This window comes from Streptomyces plumbidurans, assembly GCF_019857225.1.
GTDB classification, from domain to species: domain Bacteria; phylum Actinomycetota; class Actinomycetes; order Streptomycetales; family Streptomycetaceae; genus Streptomyces; species Streptomyces plumbidurans.
This window is the reverse complement of sequence record NZ_JAFJSY010000023.1, coordinates 14485-34847: the sequence shown is the minus strand read 5'-3', so window position 1 is coordinate 34847 and position 20363 is coordinate 14485. Positions and strand designations below refer to the sequence as shown.

General features: G+C 69.5%; 17 protein-coding genes. 4 read left to right on the top strand and 13 right to left on the bottom strand.

The features are described from left to right. Nucleotides 1-11 precede the first annotated feature (11 nt). Nucleotides 12-1298, top strand: a complete 1287-nt coding sequence (locus tag JYK17_RS17075) for an ABC transporter substrate-binding protein (protein WP_108006427.1) — start codon at nt 12-14, stop codon at nt 1296-1298. 79 nt (nt 1299-1377) lie between these two features. Here JYK17_RS17075 and pssA read toward each other — a convergent pair whose 3' ends face one another. The 9 genes from pssA to JYK17_RS17030 all read right to left on the bottom strand — a co-directional run bounded on the left by pssA (nt 1378) and on the right by JYK17_RS17030 (nt 12358). Continuing rightward, a complete protein-coding gene (gene pssA, locus JYK17_RS17070; protein WP_108006425.1) occupies nt 1378-2199 on the bottom strand; it encodes a CDP-diacylglycerol--serine O-phosphatidyltransferase in 822 nt (273 codons plus the stop codon). Nucleotides 2200-2221: 22 nt separating this feature from the next. After that, on the bottom strand, nt 2222-2878 hold the full coding sequence (locus tag JYK17_RS17065; protein ID WP_108006423.1) for a phosphatidylserine decarboxylase: 657 nt from the start codon (nt 2876-2878) through the stop codon (nt 2222-2224). 170 nt (nt 2879-3048) lie between these two features. After that, nucleotides 3049-4254: an acyl-CoA dehydrogenase family protein gene (locus JYK17_RS17060; RefSeq protein WP_108006421.1), complete on the bottom strand. Its 1206-nt coding sequence runs from the start codon at nt 4252-4254 to the stop codon at nt 3049-3051. 2 nt (nt 4255-4256) lie between these two features. Beyond that, nucleotides 4257-4769: a MaoC family dehydratase gene (locus JYK17_RS17055; RefSeq protein ID WP_108006419.1), complete on the bottom strand. Its 513-nt coding sequence runs from the start codon at nt 4767-4769 to the stop codon at nt 4257-4259. Nucleotides 4770-4774: 5 nt separating this feature from the next. After that, a complete protein-coding gene (locus JYK17_RS17050) occupies nt 4775-5737 on the bottom strand; it encodes an HpcH/HpaI aldolase/citrate lyase family protein (RefSeq protein WP_030948307.1) in 963 nt (320 codons plus the stop codon). Further along, a complete protein-coding gene (locus JYK17_RS17045; RefSeq protein WP_108006417.1) occupies nt 5734-7806 on the bottom strand; it encodes an ethylmalonyl-CoA mutase in 2073 nt (690 codons plus the stop codon). Before JYK17_RS17045 ends, JYK17_RS17050 begins: the two co-directional genes overlap by 4 nt. 17 nt (nt 7807-7823) lie before the next feature. Further along, on the bottom strand, nt 7824-9161 hold the full coding sequence (ccrA, locus tag JYK17_RS17040) for a crotonyl-CoA carboxylase/reductase (protein ID WP_181362334.1): 1338 nt from the start codon (nt 9159-9161) through the stop codon (nt 7824-7826). A gap of 418 nt (nt 9162-9579) precedes the next feature. Further along, the gene (locus JYK17_RS17035) at nt 9580-10392 is read right to left on the bottom strand and encodes a TetR family transcriptional regulator (RefSeq protein WP_181362315.1); all 813 of its coding nucleotides are present in this window, start codon (nt 10390-10392) and stop codon (nt 9580-9582) included. Between the two features lie 160 nt (nt 10393-10552). Continuing rightward, the gene (locus JYK17_RS17030) at nt 10553-12358 is read right to left on the bottom strand and encodes a 3-hydroxyacyl-CoA dehydrogenase family protein (RefSeq protein ID WP_222810663.1); all 1806 of its coding nucleotides are present in this window, start codon (nt 12356-12358) and stop codon (nt 10553-10555) included. Between the two features lie 392 nt (nt 12359-12750). Between JYK17_RS17030 and JYK17_RS17025 the strand changes: the two genes are divergently transcribed. Then, complete coding sequence (locus JYK17_RS17025) at nt 12751-13326, top strand: adenylosuccinate lyase (protein WP_108006409.1); 576 nt, start codon at nt 12751-12753, stop codon at nt 13324-13326. A gap of 87 nt (nt 13327-13413) precedes the next feature. Here JYK17_RS17025 and JYK17_RS17020 read toward each other — a convergent pair whose 3' ends face one another. The 4 genes from JYK17_RS17020 to JYK17_RS17005 form a co-directional block, all read right to left on the bottom strand. Continuing rightward, nucleotides 13414-13938 carry a GNAT family N-acetyltransferase gene (locus JYK17_RS17020; RefSeq protein ID WP_108006407.1) on the bottom strand — a complete coding sequence of 175 codons (525 nt, stop codon included), beginning with the start codon at nt 13936-13938 and terminating at the stop codon, nt 13414-13416. Further along, nucleotides 13935-14333: a RidA family protein gene (locus tag JYK17_RS17015; RefSeq protein ID WP_108006405.1), complete on the bottom strand. Its 399-nt coding sequence runs from the start codon at nt 14331-14333 to the stop codon at nt 13935-13937. The genes JYK17_RS17020 and JYK17_RS17015 overlap by 4 nt, the downstream gene beginning before the upstream one ends. Before the next feature lie 71 nt (nt 14334-14404). Further along, entirely contained in the window at nt 14405-15985 is a 1581-nt protein-coding gene (locus tag JYK17_RS17010) for an alpha/beta hydrolase (RefSeq protein WP_108006403.1), read from the bottom strand. Nucleotides 15986-16120: 135 nt separating this feature from the next. Further along, the gene (locus JYK17_RS17005; protein ID WP_222810662.1) at nt 16121-17164 is read right to left on the bottom strand and encodes an Rv2578c family radical SAM protein; all 1044 of its coding nucleotides are present in this window, start codon (nt 17162-17164) and stop codon (nt 16121-16123) included. 177 nt (nt 17165-17341) lie between these two features. Here JYK17_RS17005 and JYK17_RS17000 point away from each other — a divergent pair, with 177 nt between their 5' ends. Together JYK17_RS17000 and JYK17_RS16995 are read left to right on the top strand one after the other, a co-directional pair. After that, entirely contained in the window at nt 17342-17785 is a 444-nt protein-coding gene (locus tag JYK17_RS17000) for an SRPBCC family protein (protein ID WP_108006399.1), read from the top strand. Between the two features lie 183 nt (nt 17786-17968). Further along, a complete protein-coding gene (locus JYK17_RS16995; RefSeq protein ID WP_108006397.1) occupies nt 17969-20359 on the top strand; it encodes an MFS transporter in 2391 nt (796 codons plus the stop codon). Nucleotides 20360-20363 lie beyond the last annotated feature (4 nt).

The following is a 20363-nucleotide window of genomic DNA, read 5'->3' as shown; positions in this document are numbered from 1 at the left end:
GGGCGAACAGGATGAATAGGGTCAACAGGGCGAGCAGGGTGAACGGGGCGTTGGCGGCCAGGGCAGCCGCGGGTGTGCTCGCCGCCGCGCTCGTGCTGGCCGGATGCAGTTCCAAGGCCAAGGACGACGGCGACAAGGCCGCCGCGGGCGGGATGAAGACCGGAGAGGGCATCTCCGGCAAGACGATCACACTCGGCGCGCTCACCGACATGAGCGGCGTCTACGCGACCCTCGGCAAGAGCGTCACCCAGGCGCAGCAGCTGTATGTGAAGCAGCTGAACGCCGCCGGGGGCGTCTGCGGCTACAAGGTCGAGCTCACGATCCGCGATCACGGCTACGACCCGCAGAAGGCCGTCTCCGGCTACACCGAACTGGAGCCGAACGTGCTGGGCTTCGTCCAGTTCATCGGCTCGCCGTTCGTCGCCGCCGTCAAGAAGCGCATCGACGGCCAGGACAAGGACCTGGTCCTGCCGCAGGCCTGGTCGGCGACGCTGCTCGGCAGCCCGTACATCCGCGTCATCGGATCCACGTACGACCTGGAGACGATCAACGCCGTCGACTTCCTGATGCGGGAGAAGGGCCTCAAGAAGGGCGACAGGATCGGACACGTCTACTTCGAGGGGGACTACGGCGAGAACGCCCTGGTCGGCTCCGAGCACATGGCGAAGGAAGCCGGTCTGACCGTGGTGCAGCAGAAGATCAAGGCGACCGACAACGACATGACGGCCCAGGTCGCCGCCCTGAAGAAGGCAGGGGTCAAGGCGATCGTCCTCAGTGCGGGCCCGCGCCAGGCGGCCTCGCTCGTCGGCGTCGCCGCGGCGAGCGGCTTCAATGTGCCGATCATCGGCAACAACTCCGCCTTCGCACCCCAGCTCCTCGCCACCGAGGCGGGTCCGGCCCTGATGAAGAACTACTACGTGGCCTCCCCGTCGCTGCCGATCGGCGCGGACACCCCCGAGGCGAAGAAGCTGGTCGCCGACTACAAGGCGGCCTATCCGAAGGACTCCCTCGACAACGGCATCGTGGCCGGCTGGACCGCCGCGTCGGCCTTCGGCGAGGCCCTGAAGAAGGCCTGCGCGAGCAAGGACCTCACCCGGGAGGGCGTCGACAAGGCCCTGCTGTCGATCGACTCCTTCGACATGGGCTTCGGCACGACCCAGGACTTCAGCGACCCCGCTGCCGCCTCCTCCCGCGAGAGCGTGATCCTCAAGCCGGACAAGAACGTCACCGGCGGCATGAAGGTCGTACGCCAGGCAGGGGCGTCGAAGGCGGCCCAGGAGTACACCCCGGCGAGCTGAACTCCCCCCGGGGGGCGGACGTGCGAGGGGGCCCGGACCATGAGCGGTCCGGGCCCCCTCGGGCGTGTCGCGTCGGCGGCTACGGCAGCTGGGCCGCGCGCGCCTCGCGGCGGTTGCCGCGGAAGTTGTTCACCCGGCGGGCCGTGGCGAACAGCGGGATGACCGCGCCCGTGACCAGCTGCAGCGCGCAGCCCGTCTGGAGCAGCAGCTGACCGCCCGGGGCGTCGAAGGCCCAGGAGGCCAGCAGGCCCATGGACACGACGATCCAGCCCAGCATCGCGACCGCGAGCCGACCGCGCGGCTTCGGGTACTCCACCCGGCTCACCATCAGCCAGGCGGTGCCCAGGATCGCCAGGAGCGTCGCCACGAAGGGCAGCTCAAGCAGCACGATCGAGACGACCGTCAGCGCCCCGAACGGCGAGGGCATCCCCTGGAACATGCCGTTGGGCACCGTCACGCACGAGAAGCGCGCGAGTCTCAGCACCACGGCGAGGAGCACCACGATCGCCCCCACCGCCGCCACCCGCTGATGCGCGTCGTCCGCGACCATGCCGTAGACGAGGACGAAGTACGCCGGAGCCAGGCCGAAGCTGATCAGGTCGGAGAGGTTGTCCAGCTCGGCGCCCATGGGGGAGGAGCGCAGCTTGCGCGCCACCAGGCCGTCGAACAGGTCGAAGACCGCCGCGCACAGCATCAGGATCACCGCGGTGGCCGCGCTGTGCCGGGCCATGCCCGCCGACTGGTCGTCCCCGGTCAGGTGCGGGATCAGGATGCCGGTGGTGGTGAAGTACACCGCCATGAAGCCGCAGGTGGCGTTGCCGAGGGTGAGGGTGTCCGCTATCGAGAGGCGGAGAGAGAGCGGCATCTCCTCCTCGTCGTCGACCTCGTCGGCCTCGGGCACCCAGCCCGCCTGGGTCTCTGGATCAATCACGGTCAATGCGAGTCACCCCAGCCACCGTCTTCTGACCGACCTCGACCGCGACCTCCACGCCCTCGGGCAGGTAGATGTCGACGCGCGATCCGAAGCGGATCAGACCGATGCGGTCGCCCTGCTCGACCTTCGTGCCCTGCGGGATGTAGGGCACGATGCGGCGGGCCACCGCGCCGGCGATCTGGATCATCTCGATGTCGCCGAGCTCGGTGTCGAAGTGCCAGACTACGCGCTCGTTGTTCTCGCTCTCCTTGTTGAAAGCCGGAACGAACCCGCCGGGGATGTGCTCGACCGACGTCACCGTGCCGGAGAGCGGCGCCCGGTTGACGTGGACGTTGAGCGGGCTCATGAAGATCGCGACGCGGGTGCGGCCGTCCTTCCACGGCATGATGCTCTGCACCACACCGTCGGCGGGGGAGATGACCCGGCCCCGGGTGATCTCGCGCTCGGGGTCGCGGAAGAACCACAGCATGCCCGCCGCGAGCGCGGTGGCGGGTACGGCCACGGCCTTGGCGACGCCGGAGCGGCGCGCACGGGCGAGGCTGAGGGCTGCGGTGGCGACGGTCGGGAGAAGCCACGGCGATGCTCCGCGCGCGAGGCGTACGCCGGCCCGGCTGTCGCTTGGTGCAGAGGTTTGGCTGTGGGGCATGGATGACCTTCGTAGCGGATGATGCCGCGCAGTAACGGGGGACGGCGGCTTTCCGGGGATCGTACCGGTCGCGGACCACAACTGGGCAAGCCAGGAAGCCGAGTCGGCGGCCGAAGAGGGATGACGGGGTGTGACCTTCTTCTCCAAGAAAACACCCCGTATCCGGACATCTAGCCCTGGAACCGATACTCTTCGAGCAGCCTGCGACCGATGATCATTTTCTGGATTTCGGCGGTGCCTTCACCGATCAGCAGCATCGGGGCCTCGCGGTAGAGCCGCTCGATCTCGTACTCCTTGGAGAAGCCGTAGCCGCCGTGGATCCGGAAGGCGTCCTCCACGACCTCCTTGCAGTACTCGGATGCGAGGTACTTCGCCATCCCGGCTTCAAGGTCGTTTCGTTCTCCGGAGTCCTTTTTGCGTGCAGCGTTCACCATCATCGCATGCGCGGCCTCGACCTTGGTGGCCATCTCCGCCAGCTTGAACTGAATGGCCTGGTGCTGGGCGATCGCCTTGCCGAAAGTGTGCCGTTGCTGGGCGTACTGGACACCCAGTTCGAAGGCACGCTGAGCGACACCGCAGCCACGCGCCGCCACGTTCACGCGGCCGACCTCGACGCCGTCCATCATTTGGTAAAAACCTCGGCCGGTGCTGCCGCCGAGCACCCGATCGGCCGGAATGCGCAGGCCGTCCATGATCAGCTCGGTGGTGTCGACGCCCTTGTAACCCATCTTGTCGATCTTCCCGGGGATGGTGAGGCCGGGGCGGACCTCTCCGAAGCCGGGCTCCTTCTCGACGAGGAAGGTCGTCATCGACTTGTGGGGCGCGGTCCCCTCGGGGTGTCCTTCGTCACTTCGCACGAGTACGGCGACCAGAGACGACGTCCCGCCGTTCGTCAGCCACATCTTCTGGCCGTTGAGGACGTACTCGTCGCCGTCCCTGACCGCCTTGGAGGTGATGGCGGACACGTCCGAGCCGAGGCCCGGCTCCGACATGGAGAAGGCGCCGCGGATGTCGCCGGCCGCCATGCGCGGCAGGAAGTGGTCCTTCTGCTCCTGCGTGCCGTGCTGCTTGAGCATGTACGCCACGATGAAGTGGGTGTTGATGATGCCGGAGACCGACATCCAGCCGCGGGCGATCTCCTCGACGCACAGGGCGTAGGTGAGCAGCGACTCGCCCAGACCCCCGTACTCCTCGGGGATCATCAGGCCGAACAGGCCCAGCTCCTTCAGGCCGTCGACGATCGCTTGCGGGTACTCGTCGCGGTGCTCCAGCTCGGTGGCGACCGGGATGATCTCCTTGTCCACGAAGTCGCGGACGGTGGAGAGGATCTCCTGCTGGATGTCGGTGAGACCGGCGGTCTGGGCGAGTCGCGCCATGGCTACTTCTCCTGCTCCTTGAGCTCGGGGCGGCCCGGCTGCTCGCCGCCGCGCTCCTTGATGTACGTCTCGGTCGGCACCATCACCTTGCGGCGGAAGACGCAGACCAGCGTGCCGTCCTGCTTGTAGCCCTTGGTCTCGACGTGGACGATGCCGCGGTCGTTCTTGGACTTCGACGGCCACTTGTCGAGCACGGTCGTCTGGCCGTAGATGGTGTCGCCGTGGAAGGTCGGCGCCACGTGCTTGAGCGACTCGATCTCCAGGTTGGCGATGGCCTTGCCGGAGATGTCCGGCACGCTCATGCCGAGCAGCAGGGAGTAGATGTAGTTCCCGACGACGACGTTCTGCCCGAAGTCCGTCGTCTTCTCCGCATAGTTGGTGTCCATGTGGAGCGGGTGGTGGTTCATGGTGAGGAGACAGAACAGGTGGTCGTCGTACTCCGTGACCGTCTTGCCCGGCCAGTGCTTGTACGTCGCCCCGACCTCGAACTCCTCGTAGGTGCGTCCGAACTGCATGACCGTCAGGCCTCCGGGATCTCGAACTTGCTGGTGCGCTGCATGCCGGCGGCCCGGCCCTTGCCCGAGATGACCAGGGCCATCTTGCGGCTGGCCTCGTCGATCATCTCGTCGCCGAGCATCGCCGAGCCCTTCTTGCCGCCCGCCTCGGACGTGTAGTAGTCGTACGCGTCCAGGATCAGCTCGGCGTGGTCGTAGTCCTCCTGCGAGGGCGAGAAGATCTCGTTGGACGCCTCGACCTGGCCCGGGTGCAGCACCCACTTGCCGTCGAAGCCGAGCGCGGCGGCGCGCTGGGCGACCTCGCGGTAGCCGTCGATGTTGCGGATCTGCAGGTAGGGGCCGTCGATCGCCTGGAGGTTGTTGGCGCGGGCGGCCATCAGGATCTTCATCAGGATGTAGTGGTAGGCGTCCGCCGGGTAGCCGGGCGGCTGCTCACCCACGACCAGCGACTTCATGTTGATCGAGGCCATGAAGTCGGCCGGGCCGAAGATGATCGTCTCGACGCGCTGGGACGCGGTCGCGATCTCGTTGACGTTGTTCAGGCCCTGCGCGTTCTCGATCTGCGCCTCGATGCCGATCTTGCCGACCTCGAAGCCCATCGTCTTCTCGATCTGCGTCAGCAGCAGGTCGAGCGCGACGATCTGCTCGGCCGTCTGCACCTTCGGCAGCATGATGCAGTCGAGGTTCTGGCCGGCGCCCTCGACGACGGTCACGACGTCGCGGTACGTCCACTCGGTCGTCCAGTCGTTGACCCGCACGACCCTGGTCTTGCCGGTCCAGTCGCCCTCGTTGAGGAACTTGACGATGGTGTGCCGCGCCTCGGGCTTGGCCAGCGGCGCGCACGCGTCCTCCAGGTCCAGGAAGACCTGGTCGGCGGGGAGGCCCTGCGCCTTCTCCAGGAAGCGGGGGTTCGAACCGGGCACTGCCAGGCACGAGCGCCGCGGGCGGAGACGGTTGACGGTCGTCATGCGGGGACCTCCAGAGGGTCGAGCTTGTTCGCTTTCCGGATCTCGTCGACGATGCGGCCGATGATGCCGGTGATGTCGAAGTCCTTCGGGGTGAAGACGGCGGCCACTCCGGCTTCCTTGAGCTGCTCGGCGTCACCATTCGGGATGATGCCACCGGCGATCACCGGGATGTCTGTGGCACCGGCCACACGCAGCCGCTCCAGCACGTCCGGCACCAACTGGGCGTGCGAGCCGGAGAGGATGGACAGGCCGACCGCGTGCACGTCCTCCGCGAGGGCCGCGTCCACGATCTGCTCCGGGGTGAGCCGGATGCCCTGGTACACCACCTCGAAGCCGGCGTCGCGCGCACGGACGGCGATCTGCTCGGCGCCGTTGGAGTGACCGTCCAGGCCGGGCTTGCCGACCAGGAAGCGCAGCTTGCCGACGCCCAGGTCCTCGGCGGTGAGGTCGACCTTGCGCCGCACCTGCGCCATCGCCGAGCCCTCCTCGGCGGGGACCGCCACCGGCGCCGAGGAGACGCCGGTCGGCGCGCGGAACTCGCCGAACACCTCGCGCAGGGCCCCGGCCCATTCGCCGGTCGTGGCCCCGGCACGGGCGCACTCCAGGGTGGCCTCCATGAGGTTGCCGGTGCCCCTCGCGGCCTCCTTCAGCCGCTCCAGCGCCTTGCAGGGACGCGGGTGGTTGAAGGGCGGCTGATAGCGGGTGTCGCGCCAGTGCTGCAGCGAGGCGATGACTCGGGCCTCGACAGCTGGATCAACCGTCTGGATGGCTGTATCGAGATCGGCCGTCAATGGATTGGGCTCGGTCGTCTCGAAGATGTTGACGCCCACGATCTTCTCTTGACCGGACTCAATACGGGCCCTGCGCTCGGCGTGCGAGGAGACGAGCTGCGACTTCAGATAGCCGGACTCGACGGCGGCCATCGCGCCGCCCATCTCCTGGATCCGCTCGATCTCCGCGAGCGAGTCCGTGACCAGGGCGGCGACCTTCTTCTCGATGACGTGCGAGCCCTCGAAGATGTCGTCGTACTCCAGCAGGTCGCTCTCGTGCGCCAGCACCTGCTGGATGCGCAGCGACCACTGCTGGTCCCAGGGGCGCGGCAGGCCCAGCGCCTCGTTCCAGGCGGGGAGTTGGACGGCACGCGCGCGTGCGTCCTTGGAGAGGGTCACGGCCAGCATCTCCAGGACGATCCGCTGGACGTTGTTCTCCGGCTGCGCCTCGGTCAGGCCCAGGGAGTTGACCTGGACGCCGTAGCGGAAGCGGCGCTGCTTGGCGTTCTCGATGCCGTAGCGCTCGCGGGTGACCCGGTCCCAGATGCGGCCGAACGCCCGCATCTTGCACATCTCCTCGATGAAGCGCACGCCCGCGTTGACGAAAAAGGAGATACGGGCGACGACGTCGCCGAACTTCTCCGGCGGCACCTGGCCGGAGTCGCGGACGGCGTCCAGGACCGCGATCGCCGTGGACATCGCGTACGCGATCTCCTGCACGGGCGTGGCGCCCGCCTCCTGCAGGTGATAGCTGCAGATGTTGATCGGGTTCCACTTCGGCATGTGGGAGACCGTGTACGCGATCATGTCCGTCGTCAGGCGGAGCGACGGTCCCGGCGGGAACACATGAGTGCCCCGCGACAGGTACTCCTTGACGATGTCGTTCTGGGTCGTGCCCTGGAGCTTGGTGATGTCCGCACCCTGCTCCTCGGCGACGACCTGGTAGAGCGCCAGCAGCCACATGGCGGTGGCGTTGATCGTCATCGAGGTGTTCATCTGCTCCAGGGGGATGTCCTGGAACAGCCGCCGCATGTCACCGAGATGGGCCACCGGCACGCCGACCCGGCCGACCTCGCCGCGGGCGAGGATGTGGTCGGAGTCGTAGCCGGTCTGCGTAGGGAGATCGAACGCGACCGACAGTCCGGTCTGGCCCTTGGCGAGGTTGCGCCGGTACAGCTCGTTGGACGCCTCGGCTGTGGAGTGACCGGCATACGTGCGCATGAGCCACGGCCGGTCCTTGTCCTTTTGCGCCTGCGGCGTGGACTCCCGCTCGCCTTCGGCGGTCTGACGCTCAGTCATCTATGACCCCGGGTGTCTCAGATGTTGCGGAAGCGGTTGATGGCGTCGATGTGCCGGGCGCGCATCTCCTCGTCGCGCACGCCGAGCCCTTCCTCGGGGGCCAGGCACAGCACGCCGACCTTGCCCTGGTGGAGGTTGCGGTGCACGTCGTAGGCCGCCTGGCCGGTCTCCTCCAGGGAGTAGACCTTCGACAGCGTCGGGTGGATCTTTCCCTTCGCGACGAGCCGGTTGGCCTCCCAGGCCTCGCGGTAGTTGGCGAAGTGCGAGCCGATGATCCGCTTCAGCGACATCCACAGGTAGCGGTTGTCGTACTCGTGGTTGTAGCCCGAGGTGGAGGCGCAGGTGACGATGGTGCCGCCCTTGCGCGTGACGTACACGGAGGCGCCGAAGGTCTCGCGGCCCGGGTGCTCGAAGACGATGTCGACGTCCTCGCCGCCGGTGAGTTCGCGGATGCGCTTGCCGAAGCGCTTCCACTCCTTGGGGTCCTGGTTGTGCTCGTCCTTCCAGAACTTGTAGCCCTCGGCGTTGCGGTCGATGATCGCCTCGGCGCCCATGGCCCGGCAGATCTCCGCCTTCTGCGGGCTGGAGACGACACAGATCGGGTTGGCGCCGCCGGCGAGCGCGAACTGCGTGGCGTACGAGCCCAGTCCGCCGCTCGCGCCCCAGATCAGGACGTTGTCGCCCTGCTTCATGCCGGCGCCGTTGCGGGAGACCAACTGGCGGTAGGCGGTGGAGTTGACCAGACCGGGGGCGGCGGCCTCCTCCCAGCTGAGGTGGCCGGGCTTGGGCATCAGCTGGTTGGACTTGACGAGCGCGACCTCGGCGAGGCCGCCGAAGTTGGTCTCGAAGCCCCAGATGCGCTGCTCGGGGTCGAGCATCGTGTCGTTGTGGCCGTCGCTGGACTCCAGCTCGACCGAGAGGCAGTGCGCGACGACCTCGTCGCCGGGGTTCCAGGCGTTCACGCCCGGGCCGGTGCGCAGGACGACGCCCGCGAGGTCGGAGCCGATGATGTGGTACGGCAGGTCGTGGCGCCGGGTCAGCTCGGAGAGGCGGCCGTAGCGCTCCAGGAACCCGAAGGTGGACATCGGCTCGAAGATCGAGGTCCACACCGAGTTGTAGTTGACACTCGATGCCATGACAGCCACCAGTGCCTCACCCGGGCCCAGTTCGGGCAGCGCCACCTCGTCGAGGTGGAGCGACTTGCGCGGGTCCTTGTCGCGGGTCTCGATGCCCGCGAACATCTCCGTCTCGTCCTTGTGCACGGTGATCGCGCGATACGACTCGGGGAGCGGCAGAGCGGCGAAGTCGTCCGGCGTCGAGTCCGGCGACTGGATCGCGTCCAGGATGTCCTTCACGGTCACGGTGTTGCCTCCGGCGATACGCGCCCTTCGGGAAGGGCGCTGAGGGTTACGTCGGTGCTGCTGATGGTTTTCGAAGGTGCCGTCGGTTCGGCTCGGTGGTGCTTCGGCAGCGCTTTGTGGCGCGGGAGGTTGCCTGTGACGCAGGCGTCCGGGCGCGCAGGCCGGGGGCTTGCGGGGACAGCCGGCGTACGAAAGGTCGCTGCACGCCGGCCGCCCGGACTCCTTCAACGTATGACACCGCGTGTCACCCCGCAAGGCACTGAGTGCCAGAGATTGCGCTCAGGCGAAATCTTTACGCGACAGATGAGCGATGATCGATCGAACGGGCCCTGGAAAGCGCTCGAAAAGGGGCTCTGACATGCCAAAACGGCCACCCCGAAGGGTGGCCGTCATCACAGCGGCGAGAGGCCGCTCAGCGCTCCTTGAGCGCCTCCTCGATGGTCCGCATGACCTCGTCCAGGGGTGCGTCCGTGCGGGCGACCGTGACCAGGACCTCGCCCTGGTGCGAGACCGTCGCCGGGGCCGGCTGCCGCGGTGCCGTGGAGCGGCCCGCCCCGATGCCCGTCCCGAACGTCCTGCGCACGATCGCGAAGGCGTGGTCCAGCTGCGCCTCCACGTCGCCCTGCCCGTCGGCCCTGAGCCAGCGCCGCAGCACGTGGTTGTGGGCGGTGACCACGGCGGACGCGGCGACCTCCGCCAGCAGCGGGTCGTCGTTGGCGTCGTCGTCGTGCGCGTGCTCGTCGAAGTGGCCGAGCAGATAGCGGGTGAAGAGGCGCTCGTAGCGGGCCACCGACGCGATCTCCGCCTCACGCAGGGTGGGCACCTCGCGGGTCAGCTTGTAGCGGGCGACCGAGATCTCCGGCCGGGCCGCGTACATCCGCATGACCTCCTTGATGCCGCGGCACACCGTGTCGAGCGGGTGCTCGTGCGGGGGCGCCGCGTTGAGCACCGCCTCCGCGCGGACCAGCGTGTCGTCGTGGTCCGGGAAGATCGCCTCCTCCTTGGAGCGGAAGTGGCGGAAGAAGGTGCGGCGCGCGACCCCGGCCGCGGCCGCGATCTCGTCGACGGTGGTCGCCTCGTACCCCTTGGTCGCGAACAGCTCCATCGCCGCGGCCGCCAGTTCGCGGCGCATCCTGAGCCGCTGGGCGGCCGCGCGGCTGCCTGCGGCACTTTCCGGCGCGTCGGGCGTGGCTGGTGTACGTGAGGACCTGGCGGGCTGGGGCATGACCCGAACGTACTGCATGTGCGCAGCTTGTTGCGCGTGTACGGGGTTTCCCCCGCCCCCGGCGGGCGGGACGGTGCCCGGGCCCGCGAGCGGGAGCGGACTGCCCGGGTCGAGCAGTCCGCCCCAGTCCTCGCCGCCTTCGAACCGGTCGCCGACGGCGTCAGCGGCGGGCATATTCACGGAAGCCGCGGCCGGTCTTGCGGCCGAGGCAGCCCGCGGCCACCAGATGCTCCAGGAGCGGGGCGGGGGCCAGGCCCGGGTCGCGGAACTCGCGGTGCAGGACCTTCTCGATCGCGAGCGAGACATCGAGCCCGACGACGTCCAGCAGCTCGAAGGGGCCCATCGGGTAGCCGCCGCCCAGCTTCATCGCGGCGTCGATGTCGTCCAGCGTCGCGTAGTGCTCCTGCACCATCTTGATCGCGTTGTTGAGGTACGGGAAGAGCAGCGCGTTCACGATGAAGCCGGCCCGGTCGCCGCAGTCCACCGCGTGCTTCCTGATCCTCGTGCAGACCTCGCGGACGGTCGCGTGGACGTCCTCGGCCGTCAGCACCGTACGCACGACCTCCACCAGCTTCATCGCCGGCGCGGGGTTGAAGAAGTGCATGCCGATCACGTCCTGCGGGCGCGAGGTGGCGCGGGCGCAGGCGACGACGGGCAGCGAGGAGGTCGTGGTGGCGAGGACCGCGCCCGGCTTGCAGACCTTGTCCAGCGTGGCGAACAGCTGCTGCTTGATCTCCAGGTCCTCGGCGACCGCCTCCACGGCCAGGTCGACGTCGGCGAAGGAGTCGTACGAACCCGCCGCGGTGATCCGGTCCAGGGTCTGGGCGGCGGCCTCGGCGGTCATCCGCCCCTTGTCGACGGAGCGTGCGAGCGACTTGCCGATACGGGCCTTGGCGGCCTGCGCCTTCTCCTCGCTGCGGGCGGTGAGCACGACCTCGTAGCCCGCCTTGGCGAAGACCTCGACGATGCCGGAGGCCATCGTCCCGGAACCGGCGACGCCGACCGAGCGGACCTCGCGGCCGGGGGTGAGCGTGGCGCCCTCCAGCGGTGTCAGCGCGTCGCGCACGACGGTGGCGCTGCCCGGTGCCTCGTAACTGTAGAAGCCGCGGCCCGACTTGCGGCCCGTCAGACCCGCCTCGCTGAGCTGCTTGAGGATGGGTGCCGGGGCGTGCAGCCGGTCGTGGGAGGCGGCGTACATGGCCTCCAGGACCGTGCGGGCCGTGTCCACGCCGATCAGGTCGAGCAGCGCGAGCGGGCCCATCGGCAGCCCGCAGCCGAGCCGCATCGCGGCGTCGATGTCCTCGCGGGAGGCGTACTTCGCCTCGTACATCGCGGCCGCCTGGTTGAGGTAGCCGAACAGCAGCCCGTCGGCGACGAATCCGGGGCGGTCGCCGACGGCGACGGGCTCCTTGCCGAGGTCGAGGGCGAGGTTGGTGACCGCGGTGACGGCGGTCGGCGCGGTCAGCACCGAGGAGACGACCTCGACGAGCTTCATCGCGGGCGCCGGGTTGAAGAAGTGCAGGCCGAGAACACGCTCCGGGCGGGAGGAGTCGGCGGCCAGACGGGTCACCGACAGGGCGTTGGTGCCGGTCGCGAGAATCGTCTCCGGCCGCACGACGCCGTCGAGTTCACGGAAGATCTGCTGCTTTATCTCGTACGACTCCGGGGCCACCTCGATGACCAGATCGGCCTCGGCGGCGGCGCGCAGGTCGGTGGAGGTGCGGACGCGGGCGAGGGCGTCGGCGCGCTCCTGCTCGGTCAGCCGGCCACGCTCCACGGCGCGGGCGGTGGCGGTCTCCAGGGCGGTGACGGCCTTGGCGGCCGCGGCCTCGCTGATGTCGATGCCGACGACCTCGCGGCCGGCCCGGGCGAGGACCTCGGCGATACCGGTGCCCATGGTGCCGAGGCCGACGACGGCGACGGTGGACAGCGAGGAGGAGGAAGAGGGGGACAGGGGAGTGGCCATCGCGGGACTCCAGGATGAGGGGTGACGACTGGGAGCGCGCCCTGGTGCGCCGTGAGAGGGACGGCCGTGGCCGGACCTCGGCGCACAGGGTGCGTGAGGGATGCGGGTGTTGCCGGGCTGCGAGCGCACACGCCCGGTGCCGTCGCCGTGGGCGCGCACACGCCTGGAGCGAACGGTGGGAAACCGACCGGCCCTGTCCCGTGGCCGGGTCGTGCTGCGGTACATGACGTACCGAACCGACTTCTCAAGCCGGCTGCGTCACCAGGCCGGCGTAAGAGGGTGCGAGTGGGTAACTCGCTCTTATGAGCTTAACCGGCGGGTAACGAGCGCGCCAGCCCCCGTGTTTGTGATGTACGTCCCGAGAGATCGCCGCCCCCTCTAATGTCGGAGCCATGGACGAAGAGTTGCGATCACTCACGGAGCGCTTACGGACGGAGTCGGGAGGCTCCCTCGCGTACGAACGTCTGGTGGCGACCGATGACCTCGACGAGCTGGCACGGGTGCTCACCGAGCCGGGGCGGCCCCTGTGGGCCCGGGAGCTGGCCGCGTTCCGGCTGGGGCTCGCGGGCGACCGGCGCGCCTTCGAGTCCCTCGTCCTGTTCCTCAACCACCGCGACCCGCAGCGCTGCGGGTCCGCCGCCCACGCCCTCGCCCGCCTCGGCGACCCGCGCACCGCCCGCGCGGCCGCCGCCCTCGCCACCAACGAACTCCGGGTCGCCTACGCCCTGCACCCGGTCAGGCTGCTCGCGGACCTGCGCGCACCCGAGTCCGTGCCCGCGCTCATAACGACACTGGAACGCAGACTGCGCCCGCACGACCCCTACCGCCGCGTGGCCCTCGCCTGCGTCGACGGCCTCGGCACCCTCCAGGACCCCCGCGCCCGCCCCGTCCTGAACGAGGCCCTCGCCCACCCGGCCCTCGCGGAGGCAGCGGTACGAGCCCTGGCACGCATCCCGAAGCAGAGGTGACCCCCGGGCGGCGGTGACCTTGGCCAACGGTGACCTCGGGCGACGGTGACCTGGTGCGACGGTGACCCTGGGCGGCGGGCGCCCCCGTCACCCCGTCAACTCCCGGACGTACCGCACCTCGGGCACCGCGACGCCCGCCACCTCGTACGGCTCCTCGACGCCGTCGGGGCGGAAGCCGGACCGCTCGTAGAAGCGCCGGGCGCGTGCGTTGTCGCGCAGCACCCACAGGTACATCCGCGTGTGCCCGGCGGCCGAGCAGCGCCGTATCGACTCGTGCAGGAGCGCCCGCCCGGCGCCGGTGCCGGAGTGCAGGGGGTCGACGTAGAGGGCGTACAACTCGACGCTCCCGGGCGGCACTTCGCCGTCGCGGTAGGGCCCGTGGCAGAGCCAGCCCACCGTCTCGCCGTCGCGCTCGGCGAGCAGGTTCAGCACCCCGGGTTTTCCCTGCCGGAAGCGGGTGCGGTGGCGGTCCGCGTCCTCGCGCGTGCTCATCGCGTCGAGGTGCGCCTGCGGTATCAGCCCGCGGTACGCCCACTGCCAGCCGCCCACCCTGATCTCGGCCACGCGGTCACAGTCGGCGAGGGTCATCTCGCGGACGCGGTAGCCGCTCATGTGCCCAGGACCGCGAGTGCCTCGATCTCCAGCAGGAATTCGGGGCGCACCAGGGCGGACACCTGTACTGCTGAGGCGGCCGGGAGGCGGTCGTCGGGGATGTGGGCGGCGCGGGCCGTGCGGATCGCGGGCATGTGGGCCATGTCCGTGACGAAGTAGGTGAGTTTGACGACGTCGTCGAAGGTGGCGCCGGCGGCGGCCAGGCAGCGGCGGAGGTTCTCGAAGATCTGGCGGGCCTGGGCCTCCGCGTCACCCTCGCCGACGATCCTGCCCTGCTCGTCCACGGCGACCTGCCCGGCGATCGCGACGAGGCGGCCGGTGCCCATCACGACATGGCTGTACTGGGCGGCGGGGAAGACCCCGTCGGGGGCGGGAATCCTGGTCAGCTCACTCATGCGTCCATCGTGGACCATGGGTCTGACAACGCCCCCGACGGGCCCTCATCCGCCGGATGTCCAGGCCGGGCTCAGCCGCGGAAACCCAGCATTCCGTGCAGCTCCGAACCGTTGGAGGAGCCGGACGCCGACTTCGCGGCTGCCAGCGGAGTGGGATCGGGCACCTTGGGGCACACCGCGTCGACCTCGCCGCCGCTGCGCGGCACCGTCCCGTCGGACAGATAGTTCGCGAGGTACTTGTCCAGGCAGGCGTTCCCGCTCAGCGTGATGCCGTGGTTCCCGCCGCCCTGCTCGACCACGAAGCTGGAGCGGGCCAGCTTCCGGTGGACCGTCGCACCGCCCTCGTACGGGGTGGCCGCGTCATTGGTCGCCTGGAACAGCAGCACCGGCGGCAGCTTGTGGTTGGTGATGTTCACCGGGTGCTTCGTGCCGGTCGGCCAGAAGGCGCACGGCGCGTTGTACCAGGCGTTGTTCCATGCCATGAACGGCGCCTTGTGGTACACGGCCCAGTTGTCCTTGCGCCACTGGTTCCAGTCGCGCGGCCAGGCGGCGTCACGGCACTGCACCGAGGTGTAGATGCTGTAGCCGTTGTCCCCGGACGCGTCGACGGCCGCGAAGTTGTCGTACGCCTCGACCAGCGGGTCGGCGTTCTTGTCGTTCACATAGGCCGCGAACGCCTCGGCGAGATAGGGCCAGTAGCCGTTGTAGTAGCCGCCCGGGATGAAGGTGTCCTCCAGCTCGGAGGCCCCCACCTTGCCCTCGGCCGGCTTCTTGGCGAGCGCCGCCCGCATCGCGTACCACTTGGCCTCGACCTTGGCCGGGTCGGTGCCCAGCTTGTACGTCGAGTCGTACTTGGCGATCCACGCCATCAGGGCCTTCTGCCGGGCGTCGAAGGCGTAGTCCTGCGCGATGTTGTCGTCGTACCACACGCCCGTGGGGTCGACGATCGAGTCCAGGACCAGACGCTTGACGCGCTGCGGGAAGAGCTTCGCGTAGACCGCGCCGAGGTAGGTGCCGTAGGAGTAGCCGAAGTAACTGGTCTGCCTGGCGCCCAGGGCCGCGCGGATGGAGTCCATGTCGCGCACGGCCTGCACGGTGTTGATGTACGGCAGCAGGCTCGCGTACTTCGTGCCGCAGGCGGCGGCGAAGGACTTGGCACGGGAGAGATTCGCCTTCTCAAGGACCCGCGTTTTCGGCACGGAGTCGGGGCGCACCGGGTCGAAGTAGCCCGGCTTGCAGTCGAGTGCGGGCGTGCTCTGGCCCACCCCGCGCGGGTCGAAGCCGATGACGTCGTACTGCGCCGCGACCGCCTTGGGCAGCGAGGAGGCGACGAATCCGGCCAGTGAGAGTCCGCTGCCGCCGGGGCCGCCGGGGTTGACCAGCAGGGGGCCCTGGCTCTTCTCGGCGGTGTGCTGCACGCGCGAGAGCGCGAGCGTGATCTGCCGCCCGTGCGGGTTGTCGTGGTCCAACGGCACCTTCAGCGAGGTGCACTGCAGCGTCGGATAGTCGGCGGTGCCGCAGTTCTTCCAGGTGAGTTTCGCCGCGGGAGCGGTGTGCGAGGTCTGCGAGGTGCTCGCGTCGGCGGGGAGGGCCGTGAAGGTCCCGGCCACGACGACGGCGGCACCGCACAGCACGGCTGCGCGTTTTCTCATGGAGTCCTCCCAGGACGGAGGGTTTTGGGCCGCGAGTCTCACGGTCCTCGCCGCATCGTCCCGGAAAGCGGCTGCGGAGGAACTCGTTCTGGCAATACTTGACCCAATTGGGCCGCCGGATGCCCTCGAATGATCTCAAATCAACGTAAGTTGGGTTGATTCGGTCACGGTCGGCTCGGGCGGCTCAGGTGGCTGGATCCGGCGGGGCATTCCCGCGCGCGCGGGCCCGATCCCGTACTCCCGCGCCAGGTCGTGCACCTGACGGGTGATCCGGCGCTGGTACCACTTCGGGGCGTACGAGCCGTCCGCGTACAGCCGCTCGTAGCGGCGCACCAGATAGGGGTGGTGCTGCGCTAGCCAGGCCATGAACCACTCGCGCGCCCCCGGGCGCAGATGCAGCACCAGCGGGGTGACCGAGGTGGCCCCGGCCGCCGCGATCGCCCGTACGGTGGCGCGCAGTTGGGCCGGGTGGTCGCTGAGGAACGGGATCACCGGGGCCATCAGGACACCGCAGCCGAGGCCGTGGTCGGCGAGCGTGCGCACGACGTCGAGGCGGCGCTCCGGGGCGGGTGTGCCCGGCTCCACCGTGCGCCACAGCTCGGGGTCGGTGAAGCCGACCGAGACGGAGATGCCGACGTCCGTCACCTCGGCCGACTGCACCAGCAGGTCGAGGTCGCGCAGAATCAGCGTGCCCTTGGTCAGGATCGAGAAGGGGTTGGCGTGGTCGCGCAGGGCGGACAGGATGCCCGGCATCAGGCGGTAGCGGCCCTCGGCGCGCTGGTAGCAGTCGACGTTGGTGCCCATCGCTATGTGCTCGCCCTGCCAGCGGCGCGAGCCGAGCTGGCGGCGCAGCAGCTCCGGCGCGTTCACCTTCACCACGATCTGCGAGTCGAAGTCGAGGCCCGAGTCGAGGTCCAGATAGGTGTGCGTCCTGCGCGCGAAGCAGTACACGCACGCGTGCGAGCAACCGCGGTAGGGGTTGACCGTCCACTCGAAGGGCATTCGCGAGGCCCCGGGCACCCGGTTGATGATCGAGCGGGCCCGCACCTCGTGGAAGGTGATCCCGCGGAACTCCGGCGTGTCGAAGGTACGGCTGACCACCGCGTCCGCGCCGAACAGCGCGGCGTCGGCCGCCCTGCTGTGACCGCCGGACTCCACTGTGAGGTTCTCCCAGCGCATGACGCCTCCTCGGTAGCACTGCCCCCAGAGTGAAACACGTGTTCGATTTCCCGTGCAAGGGCACTTCGGTGGGCGGGCGCGCTTCCTTCGAACGCCGGGGGCACCCCGATTTGGGCGGCCGTGGGCGGGGGTGGTTGGCTTGCCCCAAGCCCGAGAACGCAAGTCCTGGAGGAACCGATGGCGCAGGTCGAGGCGACTACCGAGCGGGTCGTCGCAGCAGACGCGGAGAAGGTGTTCGACGCCCTCGCCGACTACAGCGGCACGCGCGCGAAGCTGCTGCCCGAGCACTTCAGCGAGTACGAGGTGCGCGAGGGCGGTGACGGCGAGGGCACCCTCGTCCACTGGAAGCTCCAGGCCACCAGCAAGCGGGTGCGCGACTGCCTCCTGGAGGTCAGCGAGCCCACCGACGGCGAACTCGTCGAGAAGGACCGCAACTCCTCCATGGTCACCACCTGGCGGGTCACCCCGGCCGGCGAGGGCAGCTCCCGGGTCGTCGTGACCACCGTGTGGAACGGCGCCGGCGGCATCGGCGGCTTCTTCGAGAAGACCTTCGCCCCCAAGGGCCTGGGCCGGATCTACGACGCCGTGCTCGCCAGGCTCGCCACCGAGGTCGAGAAGTAGTCCCACCGCCACGAGGAACTCCCGGTACGAGGAATAAGTCCCCGGTGCGCAGGGGGCGTTGACCCTCTCACCGGATCGAGTGGATCTGCAGGGATCGCTCCGGTTCGCCGTAACTCGTCGCGCTTGCTCGCAGTTGTCGCCTTACGCGGGAATTGCGTGGCAGCGTGACGAGGGGAGCGGTACGTGGGCGGGACGACTCTGGTGCACCGGGAAGCGGCGCCGGCACCTGTGCGGGCCCCCGCCGCCGCACCGGCCGTTCCGGCCGAACTGAGCCCGCGCCGGGTGCGGTTGGTCTTCCTCGGGCTGATGCTGGCCCTGCTGCTCGCCGCCCTGGAGCAGATGATCGTCGCCACCGCGCTCCCGAAGATCGTCGGCGAGCTGCACGGCCTGGACCGGATGTCCTGGGCGATCACCGCGTATCTGCTCACCGCCACCGTCGGGCTCCCGATCTACGGCAAGCTCGGCGATCTGCTCGGCCGCAAGGGCGTCTTCCAGTTCGCCATCGTCATCTTCGTGATCGGCGCCGCGCTCGCGGGCCGGGCGCAGTCCATGGACCAGCTGATCGCCTTCCGCGCGGTCCAGGGCGTCGGCGCGGGCGGGCTCATGATCGGCGTGCAGGCGATCATCGCGGACATCGTGCCGCCCCGCCGCAGGGGCCGCTTCATGGGCCTGATCGGCGCCGCGTTCGGCCTCGCGTCCGTCGCCGGCCCACTGCTCGGCGGCTACTTCACCGACCACCTCTCCTGGCGCTGGTGCTTCTACTTCAACGTCCCCTTCGGCCTCCTCACGCTCGCCGTCGTCACCGTCGTACTGAAACTGCCGAGGCCGAAAACCAGGCCACGGCTCGACATCCTCGGTGCGCTGCTGCTCGCCGCCGCATCAACCTGCCTGGTCCTGCTGACCAGTTGGGGCGGCACCGAGTACGCCTGGGGCTCACGCGTCATCCTCGGGCTCGGGGCCGCGGCGCTGGCCGCCACGGTGCTCTTCGTCGTCGCCGAGCACTTCGCCGCCGAACCCCTCATCCCGCTCCGGCTGTTCAGGGACTCCGTCTTCAACGTCACCGGCCTGGTGGGCCTGGTGATCGGCGTCGCGCTGTTCGGCGCCGCCAGCTATCTGCCGACGTTCCTGCAGATGGTCGACGGGGCCTCCGCCACCGAGTCGGGTCTGCTGATGCTGCCCATGATGGGTGGCATCGTCGGCGCCTCGATCATCTCCGGGCAGCTCATCAGCCACACCGGGCGCTACAAGATCTACCCCATGCTCGGCAGCGCCGTCTCCGTGCTCGGCATGTGGCTGCTGTCCCGGCTCCAGGCCGACACGCCCCGGCTGCACTACAGCATCTGGATGGCGGTCCTCGGCGCCGGCATCGGCATGGTGATGCCGGTCCTGGTCCTCGCCGTGCAGAACTCCGTGCGCCCCGCCGACCTCGGCACGGCCACCAGCGCCAACAACTACTTCCGGCAGATCGGCGGCAGCGTCGGAGCCGCGATCTTCGGCACCCTCTTCGCGCACCGGCTCACCGACGCCCTCGCGAAGAGGCTGCCCACGCGCGCGGGTGAGCGCCTGCCCGACCCCGAGTCCATCACCCCGCAGCTCGTCCACGCGCTGCCCGCGCCGCTGCGCGACGACTACATCCGGGCGTACGCCGACGCCATGCCCCGGATCTTCCTCTACCTGGTGCCGGTACTGGCCCTCGGCCTCGTCATCGCCTTCTTCCTCAAGGAGATCCCCCTCTTGAACAGCGCAGCGTCCCCTCACGCGGCCGAATCGGAGCCCCTGAACATCACGGTGCCGCAGGCCCGTTCGCCCCACTCCGCCGGCATCCCCGTCTGCGGCACGGTGCAGCACCCCGACGGAACCGTGGTCCCGCGCGCGGCGCTCACGCTCATCGACGTGGCGGGAGTGCAGATCGGCCGGGGCGCGAGCGGCGAGGACGGACGGTACGCACTGTCCACGCCCGGCCCGGGCTCCTACGTCCTCATCGCCGCCGCGGGCGGCCACCAGCCGCAGGCCGTCTCCGTCACCGTCGGCGAGCGCCCCGTCGAACTGGACGTCGTCCTCGGCGGCGCCGGACGCCTCGCCGGCACCGTGCTGACCGCCGACGGCAGTCCCGTGCGGGACGCCACCGTGACGCTCACCAATGTGCACGGCGAGGTCGTCGCCACCACCCGCAGCGCACGCGAGGGCGGTTACGTCATCACCGAGCTGGTCGCGGGCGAGTACACCCTCGCCGCCAGCGCGCCCGCCTTCCGTCCCGCCGCGCTCCCCGTCAGCGTCCAGGCCGCCCGGGAGACCCGCCAGGACGTCGAGCTCGCGGGCGGCGCCGTGCTGCGCGGCACCGTACGGGCGAGCGGCGGACGGCCCGTCGAGGACGCGCGCGTGACGCTGCTCGATGCGGCGGGCAACGTCGTGGACACGCTCACCACCGGACCCGACGGAACGTTCCGGTTCGTCGATCTCTCCTCCGGCGAGTACACCGTCATCGCCGCGGGCTACCCGCCTGTCGCCACCGTGCTCCAGGTCGCGGGAGGCGGACGGACCGAGCGGGACCTGCAGTTGGGGCACGAGGACTGACGGG